At 35.6% G+C, this 22,342-nt stretch carries 34 protein-coding genes; 9 read left to right on the forward strand and 25 right to left on the reverse strand.

Annotation, left to right across the window (positions count from 1 at the left end; all coding sequences use genetic code 11):
* Positions 1 to 81: 81 nt before the first annotated feature.
* From ASU02_RS26585 to ASU02_RS24700, 10 genes are all read right to left on the reverse strand, one after another.
* A complete protein-coding gene (locus tag ASU02_RS26585; RefSeq protein ID WP_157684564.1) occupies positions 82 to 228 on the reverse strand; it encodes a hypothetical protein in 147 nt (48 codons plus the stop codon).
* A 12-nt stretch (positions 229 to 240) separates the two neighbouring features.
* Positions 241 to 783 carry a site-specific integrase gene (locus ASU02_RS24660; protein WP_095396764.1) on the reverse strand — a complete coding sequence of 181 codons (543 nt, stop codon included), beginning with the start codon at positions 781 to 783 and terminating at the stop codon, positions 241 to 243.
* A gap of 17 nt (positions 784 to 800) precedes the next feature.
* The gene (locus tag ASU02_RS24665) at positions 801 to 1,067 is read right to left on the reverse strand and encodes a hypothetical protein (protein ID WP_057768110.1); all 267 of its coding nucleotides are present in this window, start codon (positions 1,065 to 1,067) and stop codon (positions 801 to 803) included.
* Positions 1,068 to 1,140: 73 nt separating this feature from the next.
* Positions 1,141 to 1,371: a hypothetical protein gene (locus tag ASU02_RS24670; protein WP_057768113.1), complete on the reverse strand. Its 231-nt coding sequence runs from the start codon at positions 1,369 to 1,371 to the stop codon at positions 1,141 to 1,143.
* A 12-nt stretch (positions 1,372 to 1,383) separates the two neighbouring features.
* A complete protein-coding gene (locus tag ASU02_RS24675; protein WP_057768116.1) occupies positions 1,384 to 2,028 on the reverse strand; it encodes an ERF family protein in 645 nt (214 codons plus the stop codon).
* Between the two features lie 76 nt (positions 2,029 to 2,104).
* Positions 2,105 to 2,683: a host-nuclease inhibitor Gam family protein gene (locus ASU02_RS24680; RefSeq protein ID WP_057768119.1), complete on the reverse strand. Its 579-nt coding sequence runs from the start codon at positions 2,681 to 2,683 to the stop codon at positions 2,105 to 2,107.
* A gap of 6 nt (positions 2,684 to 2,689) precedes the next feature.
* Complete coding sequence (locus ASU02_RS24685; protein ID WP_057768121.1) at positions 2,690 to 2,881, reverse strand: hypothetical protein; 192 nt, start codon at positions 2,879 to 2,881, stop codon at positions 2,690 to 2,692.
* Positions 2,874 to 3,167, reverse strand: a complete 294-nt coding sequence (locus ASU02_RS24690; RefSeq protein WP_057768124.1) for a hypothetical protein — start codon at positions 3,165 to 3,167, stop codon at positions 2,874 to 2,876. The genes ASU02_RS24685 and ASU02_RS24690 overlap by 8 nt, the downstream gene beginning before the upstream one ends.
* An 18-nt stretch (positions 3,168 to 3,185) precedes the next feature.
* Positions 3,186 to 3,365 carry a helix-turn-helix domain-containing protein gene (locus tag ASU02_RS24695; protein WP_057768127.1) on the reverse strand — a complete coding sequence of 60 codons (180 nt, stop codon included), beginning with the start codon at positions 3,363 to 3,365 and terminating at the stop codon, positions 3,186 to 3,188.
* Between the two features lie 81 nt (positions 3,366 to 3,446).
* Complete coding sequence (locus ASU02_RS24700) at positions 3,447 to 3,668, reverse strand: helix-turn-helix transcriptional regulator (RefSeq protein ID WP_053475491.1); 222 nt, start codon at positions 3,666 to 3,668, stop codon at positions 3,447 to 3,449.
* 167 nt (positions 3,669 to 3,835) lie between these two features.
* Between ASU02_RS24700 and ASU02_RS24705 the strand changes: the two genes are divergently transcribed.
* From ASU02_RS24705 to ASU02_RS24720, 4 genes are all read left to right on the forward strand, one after another.
* Positions 3,836 to 4,204, forward strand: a complete 369-nt coding sequence (locus tag ASU02_RS24705) for a helix-turn-helix domain-containing protein (protein WP_057768130.1) — start codon at positions 3,836 to 3,838, stop codon at positions 4,202 to 4,204.
* 20 nt (positions 4,205 to 4,224) lie between these two features.
* A complete protein-coding gene (locus tag ASU02_RS24710; protein WP_057768133.1) occupies positions 4,225 to 4,944 on the forward strand; it encodes an ImmA/IrrE family metallo-endopeptidase in 720 nt (239 codons plus the stop codon).
* A gap of 19 nt (positions 4,945 to 4,963) precedes the next feature.
* Complete coding sequence (locus tag ASU02_RS24715) at positions 4,964 to 6,097, forward strand: site-specific integrase (RefSeq protein ID WP_057768136.1); 1,134 nt, start codon at positions 4,964 to 4,966, stop codon at positions 6,095 to 6,097.
* A 149-nt stretch (positions 6,098 to 6,246) separates the two neighbouring features.
* On the forward strand, positions 6,247 to 7,464 hold the full coding sequence (locus ASU02_RS24720; RefSeq protein WP_057768141.1) for a nucleotidyltransferase: 1,218 nt from the start codon (positions 6,247 to 6,249) through the stop codon (positions 7,462 to 7,464).
* A gap of 15 nt (positions 7,465 to 7,479) precedes the next feature.
* On the opposite strand, the gene ASU02_RS24725 is transcribed toward ASU02_RS24720, so the two are convergent.
* Together ASU02_RS24725 and ASU02_RS24730 are read right to left on the reverse strand one after the other, a co-directional pair.
* On the reverse strand, positions 7,480 to 8,496 hold the full coding sequence (locus ASU02_RS24725; RefSeq protein ID WP_057768144.1) for a SepM family pheromone-processing serine protease: 1,017 nt from the start codon (positions 8,494 to 8,496) through the stop codon (positions 7,480 to 7,482).
* Positions 8,486 to 9,286, reverse strand: coding sequence for a patatin-like phospholipase family protein (locus ASU02_RS24730; RefSeq protein WP_057768147.1), 801 nt, complete (start codon positions 9,284 to 9,286; stop codon positions 8,486 to 8,488). Before ASU02_RS24730 ends, ASU02_RS24725 begins: the two co-directional genes overlap by 11 nt.
* A gap of 323 nt (positions 9,287 to 9,609) precedes the next feature.
* Between ASU02_RS24730 and ylbJ the strand changes: the two genes are divergently transcribed.
* Positions 9,610 to 10,827 carry a sporulation integral membrane protein YlbJ gene (ylbJ, locus tag ASU02_RS24735; RefSeq protein WP_057768149.1) on the forward strand — a complete coding sequence of 406 codons (1,218 nt, stop codon included), beginning with the start codon at positions 9,610 to 9,612 and terminating at the stop codon, positions 10,825 to 10,827.
* 35 nt (positions 10,828 to 10,862) lie between these two features.
* On the opposite strand, the gene coaD is transcribed toward ylbJ, so the two are convergent.
* The 3 genes from coaD to ASU02_RS24750 all read right to left on the reverse strand — a co-directional run bounded on the left by coaD (position 10,863) and on the right by ASU02_RS24750 (position 13,656).
* A complete protein-coding gene (coaD, locus tag ASU02_RS24740) occupies positions 10,863 to 11,351 on the reverse strand; it encodes a pantetheine-phosphate adenylyltransferase (protein ID WP_057768152.1) in 489 nt (162 codons plus the stop codon).
* Between the two features lie 37 nt (positions 11,352 to 11,388).
* The gene (rsmD, locus tag ASU02_RS24745) at positions 11,389 to 11,946 is read right to left on the reverse strand and encodes a 16S rRNA (guanine(966)-N(2))-methyltransferase RsmD (RefSeq protein ID WP_057768155.1); all 558 of its coding nucleotides are present in this window, start codon (positions 11,944 to 11,946) and stop codon (positions 11,389 to 11,391) included.
* A gap of 291 nt (positions 11,947 to 12,237) precedes the next feature.
* Positions 12,238 to 13,656 (reverse strand): stalk domain-containing protein, encoded by a 1,419-nt coding sequence (locus tag ASU02_RS24750; RefSeq protein WP_057768158.1) that lies wholly within the window; start codon positions 13,654 to 13,656, stop codon positions 12,238 to 12,240.
* Between the two features lie 221 nt (positions 13,657 to 13,877).
* Here ASU02_RS24750 and ASU02_RS24755 point away from each other — a divergent pair, with 221 nt between their 5' ends.
* Complete coding sequence (locus tag ASU02_RS24755) at positions 13,878 to 14,267, forward strand: DUF7147 family protein (protein ID WP_057768161.1); 390 nt, start codon at positions 13,878 to 13,880, stop codon at positions 14,265 to 14,267.
* A gap of 44 nt (positions 14,268 to 14,311) precedes the next feature.
* Here the strand turns inward: ASU02_RS24755 and ASU02_RS24760 are convergent, their stop codons facing one another.
* The 5 genes from ASU02_RS24760 to ASU02_RS24780 all read right to left on the reverse strand — a co-directional run bounded on the left by ASU02_RS24760 (position 14,312) and on the right by ASU02_RS24780 (position 16,661).
* Positions 14,312 to 14,587 (reverse strand): YlbG family protein, encoded by a 276-nt coding sequence (locus ASU02_RS24760; RefSeq protein WP_057768164.1) that lies wholly within the window; start codon positions 14,585 to 14,587, stop codon positions 14,312 to 14,314.
* Between the two features lie 347 nt (positions 14,588 to 14,934).
* Positions 14,935 to 15,378, reverse strand: coding sequence for a YlbF family regulator (locus tag ASU02_RS24765; RefSeq protein WP_057768167.1), 444 nt, complete (start codon positions 15,376 to 15,378; stop codon positions 14,935 to 14,937).
* A 54-nt stretch (positions 15,379 to 15,432) separates the two neighbouring features.
* The gene (locus ASU02_RS24770; RefSeq protein ID WP_057768169.1) at positions 15,433 to 15,858 is read right to left on the reverse strand and encodes a hypothetical protein; all 426 of its coding nucleotides are present in this window, start codon (positions 15,856 to 15,858) and stop codon (positions 15,433 to 15,435) included.
* Between the two features lie 143 nt (positions 15,859 to 16,001).
* Entirely contained in the window at positions 16,002 to 16,241 is a 240-nt protein-coding gene (locus ASU02_RS24775; protein WP_057768171.1) for a YlbE-like family protein, read from the reverse strand.
* A 15-nt stretch (positions 16,242 to 16,256) separates the two neighbouring features.
* Positions 16,257 to 16,661 (reverse strand): YlbD family protein, encoded by a 405-nt coding sequence (locus ASU02_RS24780; protein ID WP_057768174.1) that lies wholly within the window; start codon positions 16,659 to 16,661, stop codon positions 16,257 to 16,259.
* A 139-nt stretch (positions 16,662 to 16,800) separates the two neighbouring features.
* Between ASU02_RS24780 and ASU02_RS24785 the strand changes: the two genes are divergently transcribed.
* The gene (locus ASU02_RS24785; RefSeq protein ID WP_057768177.1) at positions 16,801 to 17,286 is read left to right on the forward strand and encodes a PaaI family thioesterase; all 486 of its coding nucleotides are present in this window, start codon (positions 16,801 to 16,803) and stop codon (positions 17,284 to 17,286) included.
* 30 nt (positions 17,287 to 17,316) lie between these two features.
* Complete coding sequence (locus tag ASU02_RS24790) at positions 17,317 to 17,673, forward strand: hypothetical protein (protein WP_057768180.1); 357 nt, start codon at positions 17,317 to 17,319, stop codon at positions 17,671 to 17,673.
* Between the two features lie 38 nt (positions 17,674 to 17,711).
* Here ASU02_RS24790 and ASU02_RS24795 read toward each other — a convergent pair whose 3' ends face one another.
* Both ASU02_RS24795 and ASU02_RS24800 read right to left on the reverse strand, forming a co-directional pair.
* The gene (locus ASU02_RS24795; RefSeq protein WP_332307667.1) at positions 17,712 to 18,977 is read right to left on the reverse strand and encodes a CAP domain-containing protein; all 1,266 of its coding nucleotides are present in this window, start codon (positions 18,975 to 18,977) and stop codon (positions 17,712 to 17,714) included.
* Positions 18,978 to 19,610, reverse strand: coding sequence for a CAP domain-containing protein (locus tag ASU02_RS24800; RefSeq protein ID WP_057768184.1), 633 nt, complete (start codon positions 19,608 to 19,610; stop codon positions 18,978 to 18,980).
* Between the two features lie 237 nt (positions 19,611 to 19,847).
* On the opposite strand from ASU02_RS24800, the gene ASU02_RS24805 reads away from it, so the two are divergent.
* Positions 19,848 to 20,207, forward strand: a complete 360-nt coding sequence (locus tag ASU02_RS24805) for a YugN family protein (RefSeq protein WP_057768187.1) — start codon at positions 19,848 to 19,850, stop codon at positions 20,205 to 20,207.
* A gap of 45 nt (positions 20,208 to 20,252) precedes the next feature.
* On the opposite strand, the gene ASU02_RS24810 is transcribed toward ASU02_RS24805, so the two are convergent.
* The 3 genes from ASU02_RS24810 to ctaF all read right to left on the reverse strand — a co-directional run bounded on the left by ASU02_RS24810 (position 20,253) and on the right by ctaF (position 22,340).
* Complete coding sequence (locus ASU02_RS24810) at positions 20,253 to 20,720, reverse strand: DUF420 domain-containing protein (protein WP_057768190.1); 468 nt, start codon at positions 20,718 to 20,720, stop codon at positions 20,253 to 20,255.
* A gap of 238 nt (positions 20,721 to 20,958) precedes the next feature.
* On the reverse strand, positions 20,959 to 21,861 hold the full coding sequence (ctaG, locus tag ASU02_RS24815; protein WP_057768193.1) for a cytochrome c oxidase assembly factor CtaG: 903 nt from the start codon (positions 21,859 to 21,861) through the stop codon (positions 20,959 to 20,961).
* 143 nt (positions 21,862 to 22,004) lie between these two features.
* Positions 22,005 to 22,340: a cytochrome c oxidase subunit IVB gene (gene ctaF / locus ASU02_RS24820; RefSeq protein ID WP_057768195.1), complete on the reverse strand. Its 336-nt coding sequence runs from the start codon at positions 22,338 to 22,340 to the stop codon at positions 22,005 to 22,007.
* Positions 22,341 to 22,342 lie beyond the last annotated feature (2 nt).

The following is a 22,342-nucleotide window of genomic DNA, read 5'->3' on the forward strand; positions in this document are numbered from 1 at the left end:
ATTATTGATTTACTTGATAAGACAAGATAAGGCTCTTCATTGAAGGGCTTTTTTTCATTTAGTAAACATAATACAAAATCTTTATACTAAAACTCCTGAGTGTATTATTTCTGGTTCATCTGCTCCACAACTCGCACATTTACAAGGCTCTTGAAAATTTTCATCTTCCCATTGTATTTGGTATTCCATTCCACACTCATTGCATTTGATGAATTTAAAAAATTTCATTTTGACTCCTCCTCATAATGTAAATCCGTCAACCTTTTCGTCCATGATGTCCTGGTTAATCCCGATATACCTCATAGTTACAGCCGGACTGGAATGATTAAATATCTGTTGTAAGACCGCGACATCCTTGTACTTTTGATAAAAGTGATATCCAAATGTCTTTCTAAGGGTGTGAGTACCAATCTCGCTCAATCCAACCTCTTGAGCTGCAGCATTGAGAATCTTCCATGCCTGAACCCTGTGTATGCGATCCTGGCTCCTTCTTGACTGGAAAAGATATGCTGCTTTGTTCTTATCAATCGTAAACTTGCTGATATGTTGCTGGAGTTCGTTATTGATCTTAAACCGTTTTAACTTCCCTGTTTTCTGCTCAGTAATGACGATATGGCTTTTACCCCTTACATCCCCCACTCTTAATGCGAGTAGATCACTAATGCGTAGTCCAGTGTTAATGCCTAATACAAACAAGAAATAGTTGCGATAATGTTGCTTCATCAGAACATCTTTCATTGCCGCAATCATTGCAATGTCACGTATTGGCTGAACGGTTTTCAATCGTCCTCACTCCTTATTTAGTTTTGAATAACCCCAAACATCATTAACGTTGATATTAATGCAATTAACATCCAGAATATAAATGGCCAAACTTTGTGATTGTGGTTTAAGAAAAAGAATATTTCATCATCTGAAACTTCCACTTGCTTCCCTTTTTCTTTTACCATGTGTAATTGCTTATTTATAACTGGTTCAGAAGCTTTGTACTGGCTCTTTAAGGAATCTAAGGTGTATGTATCTCCGTTGACTAATTGACCGCAAAATCGCTCTCTTAACGGCTCCAACCTAACCCCTCCTATTCCACTTTTCGTTAGCCAAATTTCGCTATGATTTTAAAAAGGAAGAGGTGTTTCCACCTCAATCTATTAGATAAGCACAATCAGCTTTCATCTTGTTAAGATCACCATTGTAAAACTTGAAAAAGTAATGCCGATTTAAGGCTGCTAATTTTTCAGATTCCTGATCCAGTCTGCGGTATCTCTCAATTAAACTAAAGATCATATTAAAGGATTCTTCATCAGCTAAATTGCCGAATAATTGTTGTTGCTTTTGGAAGTGTTGTTCGATAGCATCAACAGTCCATTCCATGGTGTTTCCTCCCTATGCACCTTTTTTAAGGACTTTATTTAATATCACAATGGCTTCGCCGGCTTCTTCTTGCGTATACCATTCCATTTCTTTTTTCATTTGGTTTTTAAGTGATTTGTATGCTTTTTCTTTCGTGCTTCCAGTAGTGTTCGCAACATCGACTAATAACTTGTTAATTAAATTCAGTTGAGCATCACTAGCCATTTGCGGCTGTGTTTTTTGACCTTTGTTATTTTTTGTTTTTTGACTATTCCGTTCATCGACTGTGCTATCAGCTTCTGGATCATCACCAGTAGGTATAAGGAATGTTTTCATTAAGAAGTACTTAGTTGCTCCGGTATAAGCTTTGTAAAGCCCTTTATCGCCTTTATCCTGACCTTCTCCCCAATAAGTTGAAGTAAGTACCTCTCCAGTTTCAATATCAGCTAATGTGAATTCCATTTTAACTTTTGTAAATTCACCTTCACGATCTTGTTCCAAGACATTTGAAAAAAACGCTAACCCTGATTCTTGAAGAATTGGTCTGATTGATTCAGTTAAGTCACTTTCAGTTGCATAATTATATTTATGAAATGAATTGTAGCCATTTTTAGGAACACGACTTACCTTAGACATCACATCGCCTATTTTTGAATAAATGCTTTTTAATTGACTCATTTCCCAATCAGCTCCTTTTGTGATAAACTACCACTATCAATTGTTTTAGGAGGGAGTCTGTTTGCGGCAGCTCCCTTTAATCATTCAATTCCACTGTGAATTTTTCATCACGTTCAATGACAACTACACCTGGTACCTCTTCACCTGTTGTTGTGTCATAAAGCTTCCCATCAGAAACCACACAATTCTTCTTCAATGATGCCCAATCAGTACTTTCTTTCACTTTCACAAACCCTGTAACCTTGGCATATTCCAGTAATTCTTCTTCATTCTTTTGGAATTCAGGTTGTTGCTTCTTTAAGCTAATTTTTCCGTAAGGAAGAGATAAGGTTTTCCTTGGCTTCTTTCCAAGTTCCAGTTGTTTAGATACTTCATTTCTCATGTACTGCTCTAGTAAATTTGTGTAATGAACAAGCTTTTCTTCATGCTCGACTTTAGCTTGCTCGCCCCACATTTTGATTTTTTCAATCTTTTCTAGGAAAGGAGCGATTTGCTTTTCAATGATTGCATCAACTTCCCTTTTCTTTTCTTCAAACCATGCAATGCGTCGCTGTGCTTCTGCAGCTGTATCGAGATCCACTACAGTAAAAACATTTTGAAGTTCCAACACTTCTTCTTCCTCAATTTGATGTAAAACTGCTTCTAAACTTGTCACTCTACTTCACTCCTTTATAATGATTCCGCTTAAACAATGTGCGGACATAAAACCTTCTCTAACTTCCTCAATCAAATCTATTGACCACCAGTTTTCAAACTGAATCCTGAATGTCATGAAGATATCATCCAAACTTGGGATGACCCCTACATCATCATATTGATCATTGATATAGTCCCAAATTTTGTTCTTAGGCAATTTCAGCACTTCCTGAGAGATCAACATCTTCCTCCAAGAAGTGAGAACTACCTTTATCAGAGTTTTCGTGAAAGAAACTTCCGGAAATTTTTTTTCCATCCACACTGAACCACTCATGTTTATCACCTTGAGTGATTTTAAGAGGTGCTTCAACAATCTCACTTAACCGCATCGCGAACTCTTTTGCTTCTTCCTCAGTTGTATTTGTTGATGTGCGAACAATTGAAATTCCCATGTTTTTATCGATGCAATCTGATATGAACTGCATTAATTTTTCTTTTTGCATTTTTATCCCTCCTTAAATTTAAGAAACCTTTTTCTTTTCAATCCAATTCAAGAAATCCTGCTTCATTACACGCTTTGATCTTCCAATACGAATTGTTGGGAAGTCGTTGTGTTCCATAATTTCATAAGCAAAACGAATTGAGACATTTAGATATTGTGAAATATCCTTTGCTTTTAAAACTAATGGTAATTCTCCCATGAACTAACCTCATTTCTATTATTTGATAAAGGATTTTTAAATCATTTGTCGAATACTACATTTAGATATAAAATTTATACATTAGATACATTTCTTATCATCATGTATACAAAAAAGGTCCGGAAACAGTTTTTCTGGCTTCTCATTAAATAATTTTGAGAACTTGATCATCGTTTCCCTGCCAGGGTTTGAGTGCCCCTTTTCAATTTTTCTTACGTACACTTCTGATAAATCCAAAAGTTCAGCAACATTTCTTTGTGTTAATTTTGCTGCATGACGATAAGCACTAATAGGTCTACACATTGTATCACCAACCTTTCAATTGATACATTTTATATCGTTAATTGAAGTATATCTGATAATATATTTATCGTCAATACATATTTTGATACAATTTTTATATTTTATTTTATGTGTTACAAAATGTATCTATAATAATACATATATTATCAGTGAGGAGAAAAAGGGTTATGTTAGGTAAAAGACTTAAAGAATTGAGAGGAAAAAGAACTCAAGAGGAAATAGCAGAATTACTGGACATTTCAAGAGCCAGATATTCACATTATGAAAATGAAAGAAGTGACCCGGATCAAGAGATGATATTGAAATTATCATCTGTTTTTAATGTTTCGATAGATTATTTAATGGGAAACACTGATGATCCTACACCACCAAAAGCAGAAGAAAAATCTCCAATCCCTAGATCTGTACAAGCTTGGCTGAGAGCTGATACATCTGGACTAACTGAAGATGAACAATTATTACTACAAGAAGACCTAAGTGACTATTTCGAGATGAGGAGAAGAAGAATCTTGAAAGAGAAAAAAGACAACAACTAGGATTATTCGGGGGAAATTTTATGCTTTCATCAAAAGGGGAAAATAAAATTATTCATACAGCAGCAATGTTATATGAAAGTGTTAAACCTTGGTCTTGGAAAAAGCATCTTCAAAGATATAATTCATTAGAAACCGTGGAATTACTATTAAAACACAATGGAATTGAGTTGGATTCAAAATCTTTCCGCGTGGATAGCTTCTGCGGTTTTTTGTTCATTGATGAACTTGGAAGTTCAATTGTTGTTAATGAAAATCATATTCCTTCAAGAAAACTATTTACTATTGCCCATGAATTAGGGCATTTTTATTTACACAAAGAAATCCAAAGCCAATTTTTCGAGAAGGGACTAAAGGAAGAAGTTTACTCCTATAACGAAAGAATTATGGAAAGACAAGCTAATTTATTTGCAAGTGAGTTATTAATCCCTATAGAAGTATTAAAACATATGTTGTCTTTGCGATTTAGCTTTGTCAGAATATCAAAGACAATTGGAGTATCGATTGAAGCTTTAAAATGGAGAATCCACAGATACTTACAAGTTGATTTTAATATTAATTATAAATTCGCTTTATTAATAACAAATGAATATATCCAACGTTCATTTGATGGTAATTATGAGGAATCTTGTATATTTGTTATGAGTCACAATAAATATATTCAACTAGAAATCTATCAAGAACTAATTGGTAATGAATCATTTATTGAGAATTATAGAGTAAATTTAGAACCAATCTTTTAAATTGAGAGGAATGAATTATATGCGTGGAAGCATCCGAAAACGCGGAAAAACGTTTCAATATCGTTTCCATATTAGAGATCCAATAACTAATGAACGTAAAGAATTATCTAAAGGTGGATTTGAAAAAGAAAAAGATGCTGAGAGAGCTATGATTTTAGCAATGGCTGAATATGAAAAAGGCACCCTTGACCTTAGTGGGAAGTTTTCCTTCAAGCAACTCTCAGAGTTATGGTTAGAAGAAAAGCAAGGAAATGTAAGAGAAAGCACCATGTATTCTTATAAACGCGCTTTAAACGCTCGTATCATGCCTGAATTTGAACGTTTAGACATTAAAGATATAAAACCTATGCACATTCATAACTTTTATCAGAAGCTAAAAAAAGAGGGTTTATCGAAACGCTATATATCTTATGTAGGTACTATCATTGGTTCAGTCTTCAAAAAGGCAGTTACATTAGAATTAATATATAAAAATCCTGTTGAGAATGTGGACAAACCTAAAATGAATAAGAATAAGATGAAAAGTTGGACTGCTGATCAAGCAATTGAATTTTTACAGGTTGCAAAGGTTCGTTCTGTATATTACTTAGCTTACTTCTTAGCTTTTAACACCGGGATGCGAATTGGTGAAGTGTTAGGGTTACATTGGAGTGATATTGATTTTGATGCTAAAATGATACATGTTCAGCATACTCTAACAATGGTTGAAGGTGATTATATAATAGGACCCGTTAAAACGGAATCATCAGATCGACACATTCCAATGAGTGATAATCTAATCTATGAATTTGAAGAGCATAAAAAATTCAGTAAAAACACTTCAGAAGATTTAGTTTTTCGAACTAAAAAAGGAAAACTTGTTGATCCTTATATTTTACGTTATATGATGAAAACAATTTGTACAGAATTAGAATTACCGTATATTCGTTTCCATGATATAAGAAGAACCCACACTTCCATCTTAATAGACGAAGGTGTGAGTCCAAAAGTCGTTTCCCAGCGACTAGGTCATTCAGATGTATCTATTACTCTAAATATATATACCGATGTTTTTGATGAACGTCAAGTAGATGCAACAGATAAAATGGATCAAATACTGTCACGTGGTCAACTTGTGGTCAAATCCCAAAAACAAGACGACACAAACCATTGATATCAGTATTTCGAGGAACTTTATAGAGTAATTTTTTTCTTTACAGTATAATGTGAGCATTATCAGCTAATTATAACCTATTTTTAGCTTATTTGCTTAGTTTTCTCATGATTTCCCACTTTTAAACGAAATGGAAGGGAGAAATTAATATGAATGCTGTTGGTGTAATTGTGGAATATAATCCTTTTCATAATGGACATGCCTTTCACATTGAAGAGGCAAAAAAATATGCAAATGCTGATGTTGTTATCGCTGTAATGAGCGGAAACTTTCTTCAGCGAGGAGAGCCAGCAATCGTTTCAAAATGGAAAAGGACAGAAATGGCATTGAAAGCTGGCGTAGATATAGTATTTGAACTTCCTTATGTATTTGCAACCCAGCAGGCGAATACATTTGCTCGTGGTGCTGTTTCAATTCTTGATGCTGCAGGGTGCTACTCTCTTTGTTTTGGCAGCGAATCAGGCAGTATCGATAGCTTTTATAAAACAGAAATATTTTTGAATCAGCATAATGATACATACCAGCAGCAAGTAAAATACTTTTTAGAAAAAGGAAACAGCTACCCGAAAGCGACATCATTAGCTTATCATACACTCGCTCCTGCTGATGATTTAATTGATTTGTCCAAACCTAATAATATCTTAGGCTACCAATACATAAAAGCAGCGCATGCACTGAATGCATCCGTAAAGATTTTCACTGTTACCAGAAAAAATGCGAATTACCATGATCCACACTTTGCATCTGAAACAATTGCAAGTGCTACAAGCATCAGGAAAGCTCTTTTCACAGAGGATGGAACACTCGAATCAGTCCGCCAATACGTCCCTGAAACAACTTATAGAGGACTCCTCGAATATAAGGAGCAATATGGACTGTTTCATGATTGGGAGCTTTATTGGCCCTATTTAAAGTTTCGGCTTATCCAAATGACCCCTGAACAGCTAAAAACCATCTACGAGGTTGAAGAAGGGCTAGAGAATCGAATTCTTTCCTCCGCCTTGGAATCTGAGAACTTCCAGCAATTTATGGAAAAGCTTAAAACTAAACGGTATACATGGACAAGACTGCAGCGAACCTGTGTTCACATCCTTACGAATACAACTAAACAAGAAATGTTTATGACTGAAAACAAAGCCACTTACCTTCGGCTGCTAGGAATGACAACAACTGGGCGAGAATATTTAAATAAATATAAAACTGATTTTTCTCTTCCAATGATCTCCAAAGTGTCTGCCGCTAAGAACAGCCAGCTTTTACTGGATATTAATGCGTCTAGAATTTACGCTATGGGTGCATCAGGGTACAGTCAAAAAAAACTGCTTGAAACCGAATTCAAGCAGCCGCCAATCATAGTTGCAAAATAGCGGAACATCATGCCGCTATTTTGCTTTTAACTTCTTCAGATATGATATTGCCTCATCAAATGTATCCACAGGAATAATTTTCATTTTTGTTTTTATTTCTTTTGCTGTTTTTACAGCTGCCCTATAGTTGGAGTCGGAAGCACCTTTTTCATTCGGTGCAAAAAAGATTTCAGCACCCGCTTTGTCTGCAGCGATAATTTTTTGTTCAATTCCGCCTATTGGCCCTATATTACCATTCAAATCAATCGTACCCGTACCTGCTATTGGATATCCTCTCGTTAAATCCTCTTCTGTTAATTGATTATAGATTTCCAAAGAAAACATGAAACCTGCTGAAGGTCCGCCAATATCCTCGGTATTAATTGTTACCGCCGGATCAACGACGATTTCCTTGTCATCAACAAGCGATATCCCAACCCCCACCTTTCCAGTTTCCTCCAATATCTCTAAGGGGATTTTTACTTCCGTAGTATCTTCATTCCTGTCGACCTCAAAAGTTACTTCATCTCCCACACTTTTCCCTGAAACATATTGGATAAATTGCTCAGAAGACTCAAACGCCTTTCCGTCAACTTTAAAAATTCGATCACCCGCTTCTAGCTTTCCTTCTGCAGGCATCCCTGGCATCACATTTAGCACAAATATCCCATTATAGTCATAATTAATTGGAATACCAGCCTTCTTATAAGCAGTCTCTATAGCCGCTAATTTCGATGTGGCCATTAAATGAAGCTGACGAACATTATATTCTTTATCTGATTCATTTTCATTTCGAATAGCCTTTATCGGGAAGATTTCCTGGTATTTACTAAGCTTTGCAATTGCGTATGAATAAATATTTGCTCTTCCCATCCTTACAGTAGTTAGCATAAAACTTCCTTGTTCATCAAACCCATTCTCAACTTCAATAATCGGCTCAAGCTCTTTAGCCATTCCAGGCTTTGAAACATAGAAGGGAAGGTAATAAAATGAACTTATTAGGACAATAATTGCTGCGATTATAAAGGAACGTAAAAAATATTTATTTCTCATTTACGTCTTTAATCCCCTTCCACTCTTTAATTAATTTTTTTATTGAACTTACTTGCTTCCTTGTTTCTTGTTCCCCAATAAGGATAATTTCATCAATATTTGTGAAAGCTCTCGAACTATACATTTCAACACTTGGACGAATCATAATATCGGAATCAACGGCTCGATAAGTGACTAATTCCATCTGCATGATATCAAGGCTTTGCATAATGACGTCATATATTGAAGTGATTTCAGTATTGGTTTTCACTTGAGAAACATCTATTGCAATGACAATATCAGCACCCATATCCTTCACGACGGATACTGGAACCCTGTCAACCACTGCTCCATCTACTAATAGACGTCCGTTTAATTTCTCCGGAACGAAAATCCCTGGAATAGAAATACTTGCTCGTACTGCATCGGCAATTGGTCCCTTATCAAATATAACCTTTTCACCAGTCATTAGATCTGTCGCTACCACTCGAACTGGAATATCCAGCTGTTCAAGCATTTTTCCATGTGTGAAAATACGAATCAGTTCTTTAACCTTTGTTCCTGCAATAAAACCCATTCGAGGGATTGTAAAGTCCAGATAGTATTTTCTTTTAAAAGCTTTAGATAATTTATATAAACGTTCAATATCTAAACCAGCTCCATAAAAACAGCCAACCATTGCCCCCATGCTGCTGCCGGCAATAAAATCAATGGGGATTCCTTCCTCCTTAAGTACTTTAATTGCTCCTAAATGGGCAAATCCCCTCGCCCCACCTGAGCCCAAAGCCAAGCCAATCTTCGGCCGATGCAAAAGAATACCCCCTTTGTAAACATAAATCAGCAACCATGTTCAATCTTATGGTCTTTTTTTTCATTCTATGAGTATATTGATTTATATGAGGACAAGTATGACAGGCTAATTCCTGTTTTGGATTTATCGCAGATCAACGGGCTGTAAAATCCATAAATAAATGCAAAGTGGGATTTGATTCCCCGTTAATGCACGATTGGTTCAACTTATAATCAGAAGGGAAAGAAGTCTCCATACTGATTAAGTTTCACTCTATATTATAGTAGCATTTTATTTTAAAATCTATTTCATTGTAAGTTCACCTTTTGAGGGAGGCTCCGCATGTGTTTCGTTCTAAATTAAAAACAATTATCCTTGCATTAACTGTTACCTTGATGGCGATTTCGCTCATCTCATTTCCTCAAGAGTCTGTCGATGCTTCCATTAGAGGGCTAAATATGTGGTGGGAAATTGTTTTCCCTTCGCTTTTGCCATTTTTCATCGTATCCGAAATGCTCATCGGCTTTGGGGTTGTGAAATTTATTGGTGTTCTTCTAGAACCACTCATGAGGCCATTATTTAGAGTTCCTGGAGTTGGCGGCTTTGCGTGGGCAATGGGTATGGCAAGCGGCTATCCTGCTGGTGCAAAATTAACAGCAAGACTTAGACAAGAAGGGCAGCTGACAAAAATTGAGGCTGAACGCCTTGTTTCTTTTACAAACTGTTCGAATCCTCTGTTTATTTTTGGTGCAGTATCAGTCGGCTTTTTCCATAACGCTCAACTAGGCATGATCCTCGCATTAGCTCATTATCTCGGAAATTTCTCTGTTGGTCTTCTAATGAGATTTTATGGAAGAAAGCAGGAAGAAACAAAAAACGAAAAAAAAAGAAAGCCATCCTTAAGAGTAGCTTTTTCAGCCCTTCATCGAACAAGAATCAATGATAACCGACCGATCGGCAAACTTCTTGGAGATGCAGTTATGTCTTCAATAAAAACATTATTAATGATCGGAGGATTCATCATCCTCTTTTCAGTATTGAATAAACTCCTTTTCCACGTTGGTATAACCGGGCTGCTAGCTAATGCTTTAGAGTATATTTTATCTGCACTCCATTTGCCAATTGAATTAAGTATTCCTTTTATTTCAGGAATATTTGAAATAACTCTTGGAAGCCAAATGACCAGTCAGGTTCAGCAAGCCACCTTCATGCAGCAGGCTGTTATTACAAGCTTTATCTTGGCTTTTAGCGGCTTTAGTGTTCAAGCACAGGTTGCCAGTATACTCGCTCAAACGGATATTGATTTCAAACCATTTTTTATTGCACGAATCTTTCACGGCTTTTTTGCAGCATTTTATGCAGCCATACTATGGAAACCCATCTTTGAGCGATTCTACAATACCGAGCAGCCGTCAAATGCTATCCCAGTCGGTATTTTTGAAGATGGCTCCTGGATGCATAAATGGTATACTCTAATTGTCGAAACAGGACCGATCATTACAATTATTGCTTTATCAATTTATGTCTTACTTCTGGCAAAAAGATTACGGGTCCATTCTTAATGCATTAAATGACGAACGAGCACAAAATGTGCTCGTTAGCGTTTTTCTTCAAATTTTTCTTTTAGAGCCATTTCTACAGTATAAGGGACAAGCTCTGAAATTTTTCCATTATACTTGGCAACTTCCTTTACGATACTCGAGCTTAAAAAGGAATACTGATTATTGGTCATAATAAAGAATGTTTCAATGTCATCATTTAATACACGGTTCATCGAAGTAATTTGCATTTCATATTCAAAATCAGAAACCGCTCGTAGCCCACGAATGATAGCGCTCGCATTTACGCTTTTTGCATAATCCACAAGCAGCCCTTGAAAGGAATCAACTTTGACATTTGGGATGTCCTTTGTGACTTCTTTTATTAGTTCGATTCTTTCATTTACAGAGAAAAGCGGATGTTTAGCAGAATTATTTAATACAACTACATGAAGTTGATCAAAAACCTTAGCCCCTCTTTTGATAATATCTAAATGACCATATGTAATCGGATCAAAGCTTCCAGGGCAGACTGCGATAGCCCCCATATAAATCCCCCTTATTTATAAAATCCTGTCACTCAACTTATGATTCAGTTAATTCATAAATAGTAATCGCAATAATTCCATACTTCTCATGTTTGCGTACCCCTAACTTCCCAACGGTTTCAGGGAGCTGGATATCTGAACCATGCTCACATACTATAGTGCCATTTGGAACTAGCAGCTGCTCTTTATCAATCCACTCAAGAAGCTTTAGAAGCTGCTGCTTTTTGTATGGTGGATCCAAAAAAATAAATTGGAAACTGAGTTCCCTTTTTGTTACAGCTTTTATAGCTCTCTCAGCATCATTACGAAAAATTTCAGCAGAATCTTCGAGTTCACATGTTTTTATATTTTCATGAATAGTCTGAATAGCCTTCCCATCCCTATCCACAAAAATAACCTTCTCCGCACCTCTGCTAAGTGCTTCTATTCCTAGACCACCGCTTCCTGCGAATAAATCAAGTCCTACTCCACCATCAAAGTATGGACCAATGATATTAAATATCGCTTCTTTTACTTTATCTGTCGTTGGTCTAGTCGAACTGCCAGGTACAGCTTTTAATATTTTCCCTTTACGGGTCCCTGAGATTACACGCATCTTATCACCACACACATCATTCCATTAATCATTTTTTCCTTCCTATCCTATCACAAATGATTTGAATAGAAAACATTTGAACGATATGAAAAATATCTGAATCTCGTGTATATACGTGTTCATTATGGAAATAATGTGAGTAACAGCATCTATTCGAGGATGTTGTTGCCAACCGCGGAGAAGACTTACGTTTCCCCATAAGTTCTTCCTCCGGTTTCTCCTCTCCCTTTGCCTTCTATCCTTGATTAGGATATAGAAGGACCCTGCAGAAATTTCTGCAGGGTTTTCTTTTTATATAGATATCTTAATGGCCTTTTCGCCTTCATCAATAGAAACTTTAAATAACTGCTGCAGCCATTCTTTGCTTATATAATATTTTCCATTTAAGTTTGTTAAAGGATTTTCCAATAATCCATAATCTTCTTCATTGTAAATAAAAATATTTCGATTCAAATAAAAGCGATAGCTGTTATTGTCCTTTATTACTAATATTGCTTCATGGTCAGGTAGCATCGTAACCTCAAACCCCAAACCTTTTACAGTCTCTATGAATGGGTAAAGAAGTGTTTTTTCTTTATAGATAGCTTCGATATCGCTTTTCTCTTGTTCATTTATGATTATGCTTCTTTGATCATAATAGTAAAAAGGAATAATTGGAAGAGATTCACTTCTATTTAAACTAAAAAATCGTGTGTGTATCCCCTTCAAATCATAGATAAACCTATCCATCTTTGCAGCAGTAATTTCAGCTGATTCATTATTTACCCGATTAAATAATTGCATCATCTCTTCATTTGACAACTTCTTATTTAATTCCTTAAAAACGGCCCTTCCCTTCTCAGTTTCAGGCTCCAGCTTTGCCGTATATGCTGTAAAAACATCCAATAGCCATTTATCTTCCTTGGGCATTTCTCTAAATTTTGTTTCATAGTATTGATCAGCAATCAAACGCTTTAAATCTTCTTCTTTAAAGATTGGTGAGGTCACTATTAATCCTTTACCGCTTTTCCCAACAGACTGATTAGTGAAAACAACAGATAAATAAGGAAACCCATTCAAGTTCTCAAGTTCATCAAATGATAAGCGATTGTCAATTCCCGCCTGTTCACTATAAAAAGCAAGATGCTGACTGCCTTGGCTTTTTTTGAGAGATGAAGGCTGCCAGTATAGGGCTGGTGCATCCCCAATACCCGTAAATAGATAATAATCAATTAAATCCAATTCCTTTAATCCCTTTAAAGGTGCTCCTGCAATCCAGGTTCCATTTCTTCTGAGAGTATCGATGATCTCAATATCTGTCGACCTTACCGTAACTTCCGAAATGGTTGTTGTCCATTCACTAAGGAAAAAAGAAGCATTTTCTTTTTGAATCGGAATTGTGTATTGAAATGTGAGTGTATTCTGTTCTGGTAAAAATGTCTGCGGATTCTCATCTTTGGATTCACATAAATCTCCATTGTCATTTATGCATGTCCAATGGAAAAGTTCATTTGGAATGTTAACTTTATACTCTTTTTCTTTTTGAAGTCCTGTAATACGCTGTGTTATACGCAAATCTTTTTCACTAGATTGTACACTAAGTTCTTGGGTCACTGTTTCAGTATAATCAATTTGGATTTCTTGCTTTGAGTAGGCTTTCCATTGAATAGATAGCATACCTCCAATGACTGTTGTTAGAGCCACAAATAATAAACTAGCTGTTCTCCACATTGGTATTCCCCTTACCTTTAATTCCTTTACATTTACAATATCAAATCCTTCGACATCAGTCACACAAAATTTAAAACAAATTAGCAAAATTCGTTTCATTTTGTCGCAGGGTGAGCGTAAATTTATTGTTTCGCCTCTCAACTAATTAGACTTCAATTTTCAAATAGGAAATGATAAAGTAGGGGAAAAGGACTTATTCGTTTTAGAGGAGGCAATTTGACTTGATACAAAGGTTTATTGAAATTGGCGAGGGATATTCTGATATATATGAGTTAATTGAGATCGCAAAAGCCAATCCATCTCGACTAAGCCATATAATGGCTTTCCATACTTCTATTAATAATAAAGAGGTTACTTCCCTTGTCGTAGTGTTAAAGCCAACCAATCCTGGCAACTTTCAGCCATTGTACATCTGCAGGGAAGGTATTCCCAATCCAAACGTTACACCAAACAAACGCTTCGATCTCTTTGAGGAGGCTGCAGCGGAATTACAAAAGACAGTGATCCAGCTAGACATCAAACCTTCCACAAGTTTTGCTGAAAAGGAGCTATTTTATCAATATATCATCGGAATTCTCCGTTTAAATCATTATATACCGCCTTTGCAATAATTTTGCAAAATATAAAAAAGTTGAGAGCACTGCTCTCAACTTTTTTATATTCCCATTTTATAATCATATTCTTTTGCCTTATCAGGCTTCGAATTTTCAAATTCCATTCTTAGAAATGGCTTGTAAGAGGGTTCCACTTTTTTTACAAATGAATACGAACTAATTTTTGCAATTAATCCTTCTGTTTCATCCATATCACAATATAATACTACATATTTTAATCGTTTTGATACGTAATGGACGTTCCCGAACCTTCGTAACATTTTCGCCTGTTTTAATGTATATAGCCAGACGATAATTCCTTGCCGTTGACCGAGCATAATTTCTTCCCCTTTAAAGAGTCATTCTTTTTTTAACAGTCTAGCATAATAAAACCATTTATTTCAATGGTCTGCAGAAATTACTCATCAGAAAATTACAAAAAGAACACTAAATCAGCCTCCCGGAACGCAAAGGACGTGCCTCACGGTATGTCCTTAACTCTCTGAGAGGCTTAGGCTTGTTACATCGAGTGGGGTGGTGCTCCTCTATTATGCATATTCTTACGAAATAATCCTTGAGAGGCTACACCTTGACCCGCTCAGCATAAAGTTGCACACTACTATCCCTTAGAAATTTCTTAGTGACAAAGACAAGACGGCATGGATTACTCCATGCCGTCCATCGTTTACGAACACCCACAGCTTCCACCGGAACCGCAACCGCCTCCACAGCTAGATGAGCTGTCAAAGAATGGATTTCCTGTTGGAACTTTTATTTGATTAGACACAGAATGACCAATTAATACGCTTACTTCATCTAAAATTGCTTGAAGATCATTCTCTGCTTTTCTAAATTCAGCGACATGTTCATCTAAATCCATTTCTCTTTTCAACTCTCTGACGGACATCATTACCGTTCTGTAATCAGGATGATATTTACCAAAACGCTGAACGTCTTCGTAATGCTCCTTCATCTTAACGAAGCTTCTTATTTTGGCCTGAGTATCTTTATTTTGTTTTAATCTATATAAACATTGGCGGTAATACTCCGCTTCCTCTGAATCAATTATCATTGCGGCAATTTGTTCAGCCTGATCTAAAATCTCTATTCCTTCAATTGTAGCAAGCAAAATAAAGCTCACCTCCGATTCATATTTTATCATGAAACAGAGGAAAGGTAAAAGTTATCGAATCGTAACATCGAATTCTTTTTTCATTATTACGGAAGATGATTCTTCTGTAGTTACCTCTAATGTAAGACGATGTGTTCCGGGTAGTAATCCTTTCACAATAAAGGCGGCTGAGGAAATCTCTTCTTCCTTTTTCCCGTCAACATATAAAATTATTTTACCTTTATTATTTCCTGCTGTATCTCTAAAGGTAATTCCTTGGATAATACACTCAATCATTACATTTCCGCCCTCAACCTTATGTTTGACGAAAAATTCTTCCTTACTGCTGTTTGTTTTAAATACGGGTATGTCATGTGTAACAGTATACAAGCTGGCTGTTTCTCCAATTATTTTTGTTTCTGGTTTAGGAATATCTTTTTTGCATCCTGAAATTGCCACAGCCAAACAAATAGTGAATACATATATAAACATTTTCATTGACTTCACTCCTTCATTTCGTCAATATAAATTTCACTAAAGTTCTTATATGTATTTATTGTGTACCTTGGTTATACTTTTTACTCTTTCGAGAAAGAGATGATCAAACAAATAAAGAAGCTCTCTCCCTTAGAGAACTTCTTTTATGATTGTGAATTCATAGCTTGAAACATCCCCATCATCATTGATGCCATTTGTACGCCGTTTGAAAATTTTTCGACTTTATGCGGGATAGTATTTTTATAATAATTCAATGCGGCTACCTCTAGTGCCTGAATTTCTTGAGGGTTACGCGAAAGTTTCCTATACCAAATTGGCTGTTCTCTAATAAAATTTTGCAGTTGTTTATTTTTACCCACATAATCTCTAATATCCTGCCTCATCTTCATTCCCCTTTACTAATCCTTTTTGAATACAAATGGATTGCTTATCTTTGTTTCGGCCACTTTCGTATTAACAGTGCCTCCACCTTGGAATTGGGAAATTACGCCTTGTACTGCGGCTAAAGCTTTACTAATATTGTTAACATAACCTTGCATCTCATTAGGATCCACTTTTTTGATTGTCCCCATAATCGTTCCAATCCAATCTGTCTTCTTCTCCTTTTCTTCTGGAGCAGACTCACTCTTTGTCCCCATACGCAATGAATCCCATCTTGAATCCTCTTCCCCTAATAAATACCACTCTTCATACAGTTCCTGCAATGTTTTTTTGCCCGTCTTGACTTCATCCATAATTTTTGGATTTGCTTTTACAAACGTTTTGAATTGTTCAACAGAAGGATGGAGTTTTTTTTTCGCCATTCCCTATTCACCTCTAACTGTTACAATTACCTACTATACTTTATGAATCACAACACAAAAGGTGAAAAGATAAATGGTGAAATGAATCTATTAGTGATAATATTAAAAATGCAGAATATTGCTGAAAGGTGAATGCAAAATGAAAGAACAACTTAGGGAACTATTAGAACAAAGTATGGTTGGTGCTACTACAGAAGAACTGAACGTTCTTAATGACATACTAAGAGGTTTCAATAAAAAACAAAAAAAAATCAACAGCTCTTATATTGATGGTTTGCTTCATATGGAGCGAACTATGGATGATAACGAATGTCATTTAACCGTTCCACTCTCTCCCCTATTAAATAATACTTTAGGAATTGTTCATGGTGGCGTTACCGCTACAATAACTGATACTGCGATGGGCACCTTGGCCAATTCAATCCTCCCAGAAGGCTATGGAGCAGTAACAACTCAATTAAATATTCATTACTTAGCAGTTGGCAAGGGGGATTATTTGCAATGTAAAGCGCGTATTGACCATAAAGGAACAAAGAATATGGTACTTTCGGCAGATGTCCACAGATCTGACGGAAAAAAAATCGCACAGGCAACAGGAAGCTTTTTTATTATCAAAAAAAAATAATGTCATCTTTTTTTAGGTGGTGGTGATAAAGTGGTAACAGCCATTGTTATCCCTATTATTTGCCTTTATTTTTACTGGATTGCCAAAAGAGAAATGCGAGCTAGCATGATCGAATGGTCAGCTTTGAAAACCGTTTCTGAAGAAGCCATTATATATGGTGAGATTACAGAAGTAACCGGCTCTAAGCAACGTTATTCATATTATCGTTTTGTTTACATTTTAGAGCTTTCGATTCAGATGGAACAAAGAAAATGGGTGGTCAGAAAAATCATTCCTATCGAAAAAGGCGTAACAATACCTAATGTAGAAAAAGGTGACTACGTGCATGTATACGGCAATTGGAAGGAAGATTATTTCCAAGTGAGCAGGATTGAAAAAAGAGCTTGATAACAAGCTCTTTTTCCATATGAAATAATAAATAATTGCTATTCAGACCATTTTTCAATAAAATTCTGAGTGTAATGTTTCTTATAAACACCAACACCTAAATGTGTAAACTGTTCATTTAATAAGCTTTCACGATGTCCCTTACTATTTAGCCACCCTTCAACAACTGCTGGTGCATCCATATAATTAGCAGCAATGTTTTCTCCTGCGGTTTGGTAAAAAACATTTGCAGCATCCAGCCGATCTGATAATTCTCCATATTTCTTAGATGTATGGGAAAAATCATTTGTTTCAAACATATCTTTACTATGCGCAAACGCAACATTCGCTGTTTGCTCATCCCATTCTAAAGGTTCTAATTCATGCCGCACACGAAATATATTAGTTATGTCAAAAATCTGTCTTTCGTTCCCTTTTTCAACTTCCTCTTCGACCACATTTTCTAGCGGATTCACTTCGAGAAGCTCACCTCGGTAGACCATTTCATACGGTCTTTGCTCAATTAATGTCTCTGCATTTAACAATCGGATACTTGACAAAGTTCCCGTGAATTTGTCAATATACAGCTGTATAAAAGCATCCCCTAACATTATTAGCGGACGAGTATTCATATCATCTTCAGATAGTTCAAACATATAAGAACTGTCTTCATAATCTAGTCCAATATTCGCCTCTATTGTTGTTAAGTGGTAAATATCTGCAATAGACTGCCCAATCTTGAAAGGAGGGATTTGTACATTTGAACCTGTTGCATAAACCGTTACAACCTTATCATTTTCAACACCCACCTGGATATATGTATGCAAATTCGTTTTATATATCCACCAGTCATATCCATAGAATGTAGGATCCTTTCTTTCGGGCTCTCCGAGAATATGAAGCAATTCCTCACTTGATTTCCCTAGCATATGTATCAAGCTTTCTTGTGGAATTTCTAAATTTGAAGGGTCTTGCAAAGAAACTGCCTCATCCAAGGTTTGGTCAACTTTAGGCTTTTGACCTTCATCATTTACCAATATCTCTTCTTTTTGACCGATATTCGTATTAAATAAGAATACTGCTGCTAATAAGCCAGATATTAGTACGAGAATTCGAACAAGATTACGCAGAAGGATTTCCTCCTTTCTATCATATGTTATTATTATATATTCTTTTTCATCAGTAAGTATATCATTATTACTATTCATTTTAGATAACGAACTGAAAATTCCAATAGTAAACTGTTTTTTCAATAAAAATAAAAAGAACATCCCTTTAGATGTTCTTTTTATAGCATAAATCAGATTACGATTTAACACGCTCATTTAATATTCAACAATTAATACCGTCCAATAATGTCCATATTGTCCACCTTTTACATAGCCAATCCCCATTTTTGTTGCACGGTCATTTAATATATTCGCTCGATTCGCATTTGAATGCAGCCAAGAAGTGATGACCAGCTCGGCAGATTGGTGGCCGGCCCCGATACTTTCCTTTACTATTTGATAAGAAATATTCAACTTAATTAACATACTTGATGGACTCCCATATATAGGTGAATAATGAGAGATATATTTATTATTAATCATATCGGCTGATTTTAGCTTTGCAGCCTTTGATAAGGCATCATCAATCATTAATGGCTTCATGCCAAACTGACTTCTTTTTCTATTCAATAGGTCAGCAAGTTTCTCCTCTTCCCTATTTAATCTTTCATTATGTCCCTCATTCCGCTCCGCAATCGGTATAGCTATAACTTGACCAGGAAAAATTAAATTTGGATTTTCTAGCTGTCGGTTACTTTGTATGATCTGCGCTAAACTTATCTGATGAATTTTGCCAATTTTCCAAAGTGTGTCTCCTTCCACAACAACATAGATTGATTGAGCATTTACAGTCGTGCTAAATAAAAAATAGAAAAAAATGAATAATGCATATGCAAATTTTAATCTCATTCATATACTCCTTTCATTGCTCCCTACTTAGCTTTTCCAAATGTATTGAAATTGCTCGATTTTTTAAGAAATTCGTTACAAATTCTTGAATTCAATATGGGATTACGCTGTTTATTTAATGAATCCGTTGCATCTTCTCACTTTTTGAACTATTATTAGATTTGGGATAAAACTTGTAAAAATTCATCTAACTAGCTATAGTTGGCTATTAATGGATTGTTTTTAGGAGGGACAAACATGAAGTTTGAAAATACTGGTCTTGAAAAAAAGAAAGCAGACTTAATTCGTTTAGATGAATTAATGTTAGCCTACGGACTTGTTCGTGCAGGTCAATGGGATTATGAACGAGTTACATATGATCGTAAATTTGATTTAAAAGAAGGCGTATACTATTTACGAGTATTCGGCTATGCAGTCGAAGGAGATGTAGGTGCTGATAAAGCTGTCATTCAATTAATGACACCAGCATTAGGAAAGCATTATTATCCACATGGTGTTGAATATGGTGCGGATGAAAATTATCCGAAGACACTTGTAAGCCAATGTGAAAAGATACTAAATGACTTAAATGCTGAAATCGAAAAGTTTGAACAATAAAAAGAAAAGACGCATTCTGTGCGTCTTTTCTTTTTTCCTTTTTTCTTATGAACCTAAGATGGCTTTAATGGTAGAAGTAGTTTCGCCGCCATGATAAAAAACATACAGTAGAAGATACACAACTACACCAGTAATAGCAGTAAAAAACCAAATGATACTTGTTATTGGACCAAGCTTTCGATGAATGGTTAATTTATTTTTATAACCACTTATCAGCGATATAAGCCCAAATACAGCTCCAGTTGTAGCTAGTGTCACATGGAAGATTAGGAAGATCGTATAATAAATTTTGATTTCATCTGGACCGCCAAAGGCTGTATTTCCTATAAAAACGGTTCTGCTCATATAAATAATAAAGAAAATAGTTGCACAAATTCCCGCAATTGTCATCGTCTTTTTATGTGCATCAATGTTTCGCTTTCGAATTTGTCCCCAGCCTATCGCAACAAAAATTGCACTTAGGACAATAAATGTAGTACTAATAGTCGGTAATATCGGCAAAGAATAATTCATATTTCTCCCTCTCAATGTAATTAATAACGATCTTTATTCGCTTCTATTTAATATGGGTATAGAACCTAATATTAACTAGTTCCTTATTTAAGTATACCGCAACTCGCTATCAACAAAAGCATCTATTCTAAAAAGTTCCGAAATTGTTCAAAATTTATTTAATAAAATGTGATTTTTTATATAGTGTAAATGAATACGCCCTATTATAAAACCCCATCAAACTAAGATGGGGTTTTAACTACTCGATTGGCTGCGGGTTTAGTCTGTGCTGTTGTTCAACTTCTGTTTCTTCTTGCTCTTTTTTATACCAGCTAAAGAAAACTCTAGCTAAGACAAAACCATACACAATCTCTTGAATAATCTTCATAATAATCCCGCCAAGCTGCTGGTCATAAATTAGAGACATTGAACTAAATACTTCAGGTCCACTTAAAGTTAAACCTGCCAATGTTGTACCCGGTACACATAGCTCTAATGCCTTCGCCCATGCATTCGGATCAGAAAATGTAGCATAAAGGGGCACATCAGCAAAAATAATTAATCCGCAGGCAGGCAATAGCAATGCACCGCCAGCAAATATATAGCCAACCTTTTTTAACCCGCTAAGTGTATGCTGATCTTCTAATCGATTGATGAGCGGCCACCAAAAGAAGATCGCTAAAACAAATAATATCGATGTATAGCCTGCATGAAGCCACATATTTGTTTTGACGAAATCAAAAATTAATGGAATATGATAGATTGAAAAAACCCCATTAAATAGAATCAAGGCAATCACTGGATTCGATAAGACAAAAAATACTTTCTTGATAAAGTTTTTGTTTTGGAGCGTTCGCCATATCCATGGTGGAATTCCTAGAATAAATAACTGAGGAATAATTAAACATAGAACGGCCATTTGAGTCATATGAGCGTAAAACATAAGATGACCCATCAGATCAATAGGTGAACCTTTAATGATATATAAGAGAATAATCGCAAGTGAGAAATTAATTGCCTGCCCCTTTGTTAATTGCTCACTTCGCGAAAATTTTTGCCGGTATTTCATAGTAATTAGGAAATAACCAACTAAAGTTAACACTAATACAGCGAGAAAAATAGGACTCCATAACGCTCGGAAACCAAATATTGATATCGACACTTCGTTATCACCTCTTCATAAAAAACATACACCAATAGTATACTCCCATACATTAAAATCTCCAAGTAATGAGCATTTTTACTATTGCTAATATTCAGTTTATATAAAAAGAATCGGCTAAATAGCCGATTCTCCAGTAAAAATTACCACCAAATAATTGTTGTATAGCAAAGAATTGTCACAAACGCAATTAAAACTCCCGTGTACATGAATAACTTTGGTGCTTCGTGCCCATCATGACTCATATGCATGAAATAGAATAATTGGAAGATCACTTGAACAACAGCAAGCAATAAGATAAACGGAACGATAAACCATCCAGTAAATCCTTCATAAGCTACTGCAACAAATGCAATCAGCGTTAAGAAAATCATTAATGCGAACGTGATTACTTGATGCTTCATTTCTTCCGCATTCTTTTTACGGCGATATTCAATGTCTACACGAGGATTGCCTGAGTTTAATTGTCCATTTGCCATCA

Source organism: Cytobacillus praedii, assembly GCF_001439605.1.
GTDB classification, from domain to species: domain Bacteria; phylum Bacillota; class Bacilli; order Bacillales; family Cytobacillaceae; genus Cytobacillus; species Cytobacillus praedii.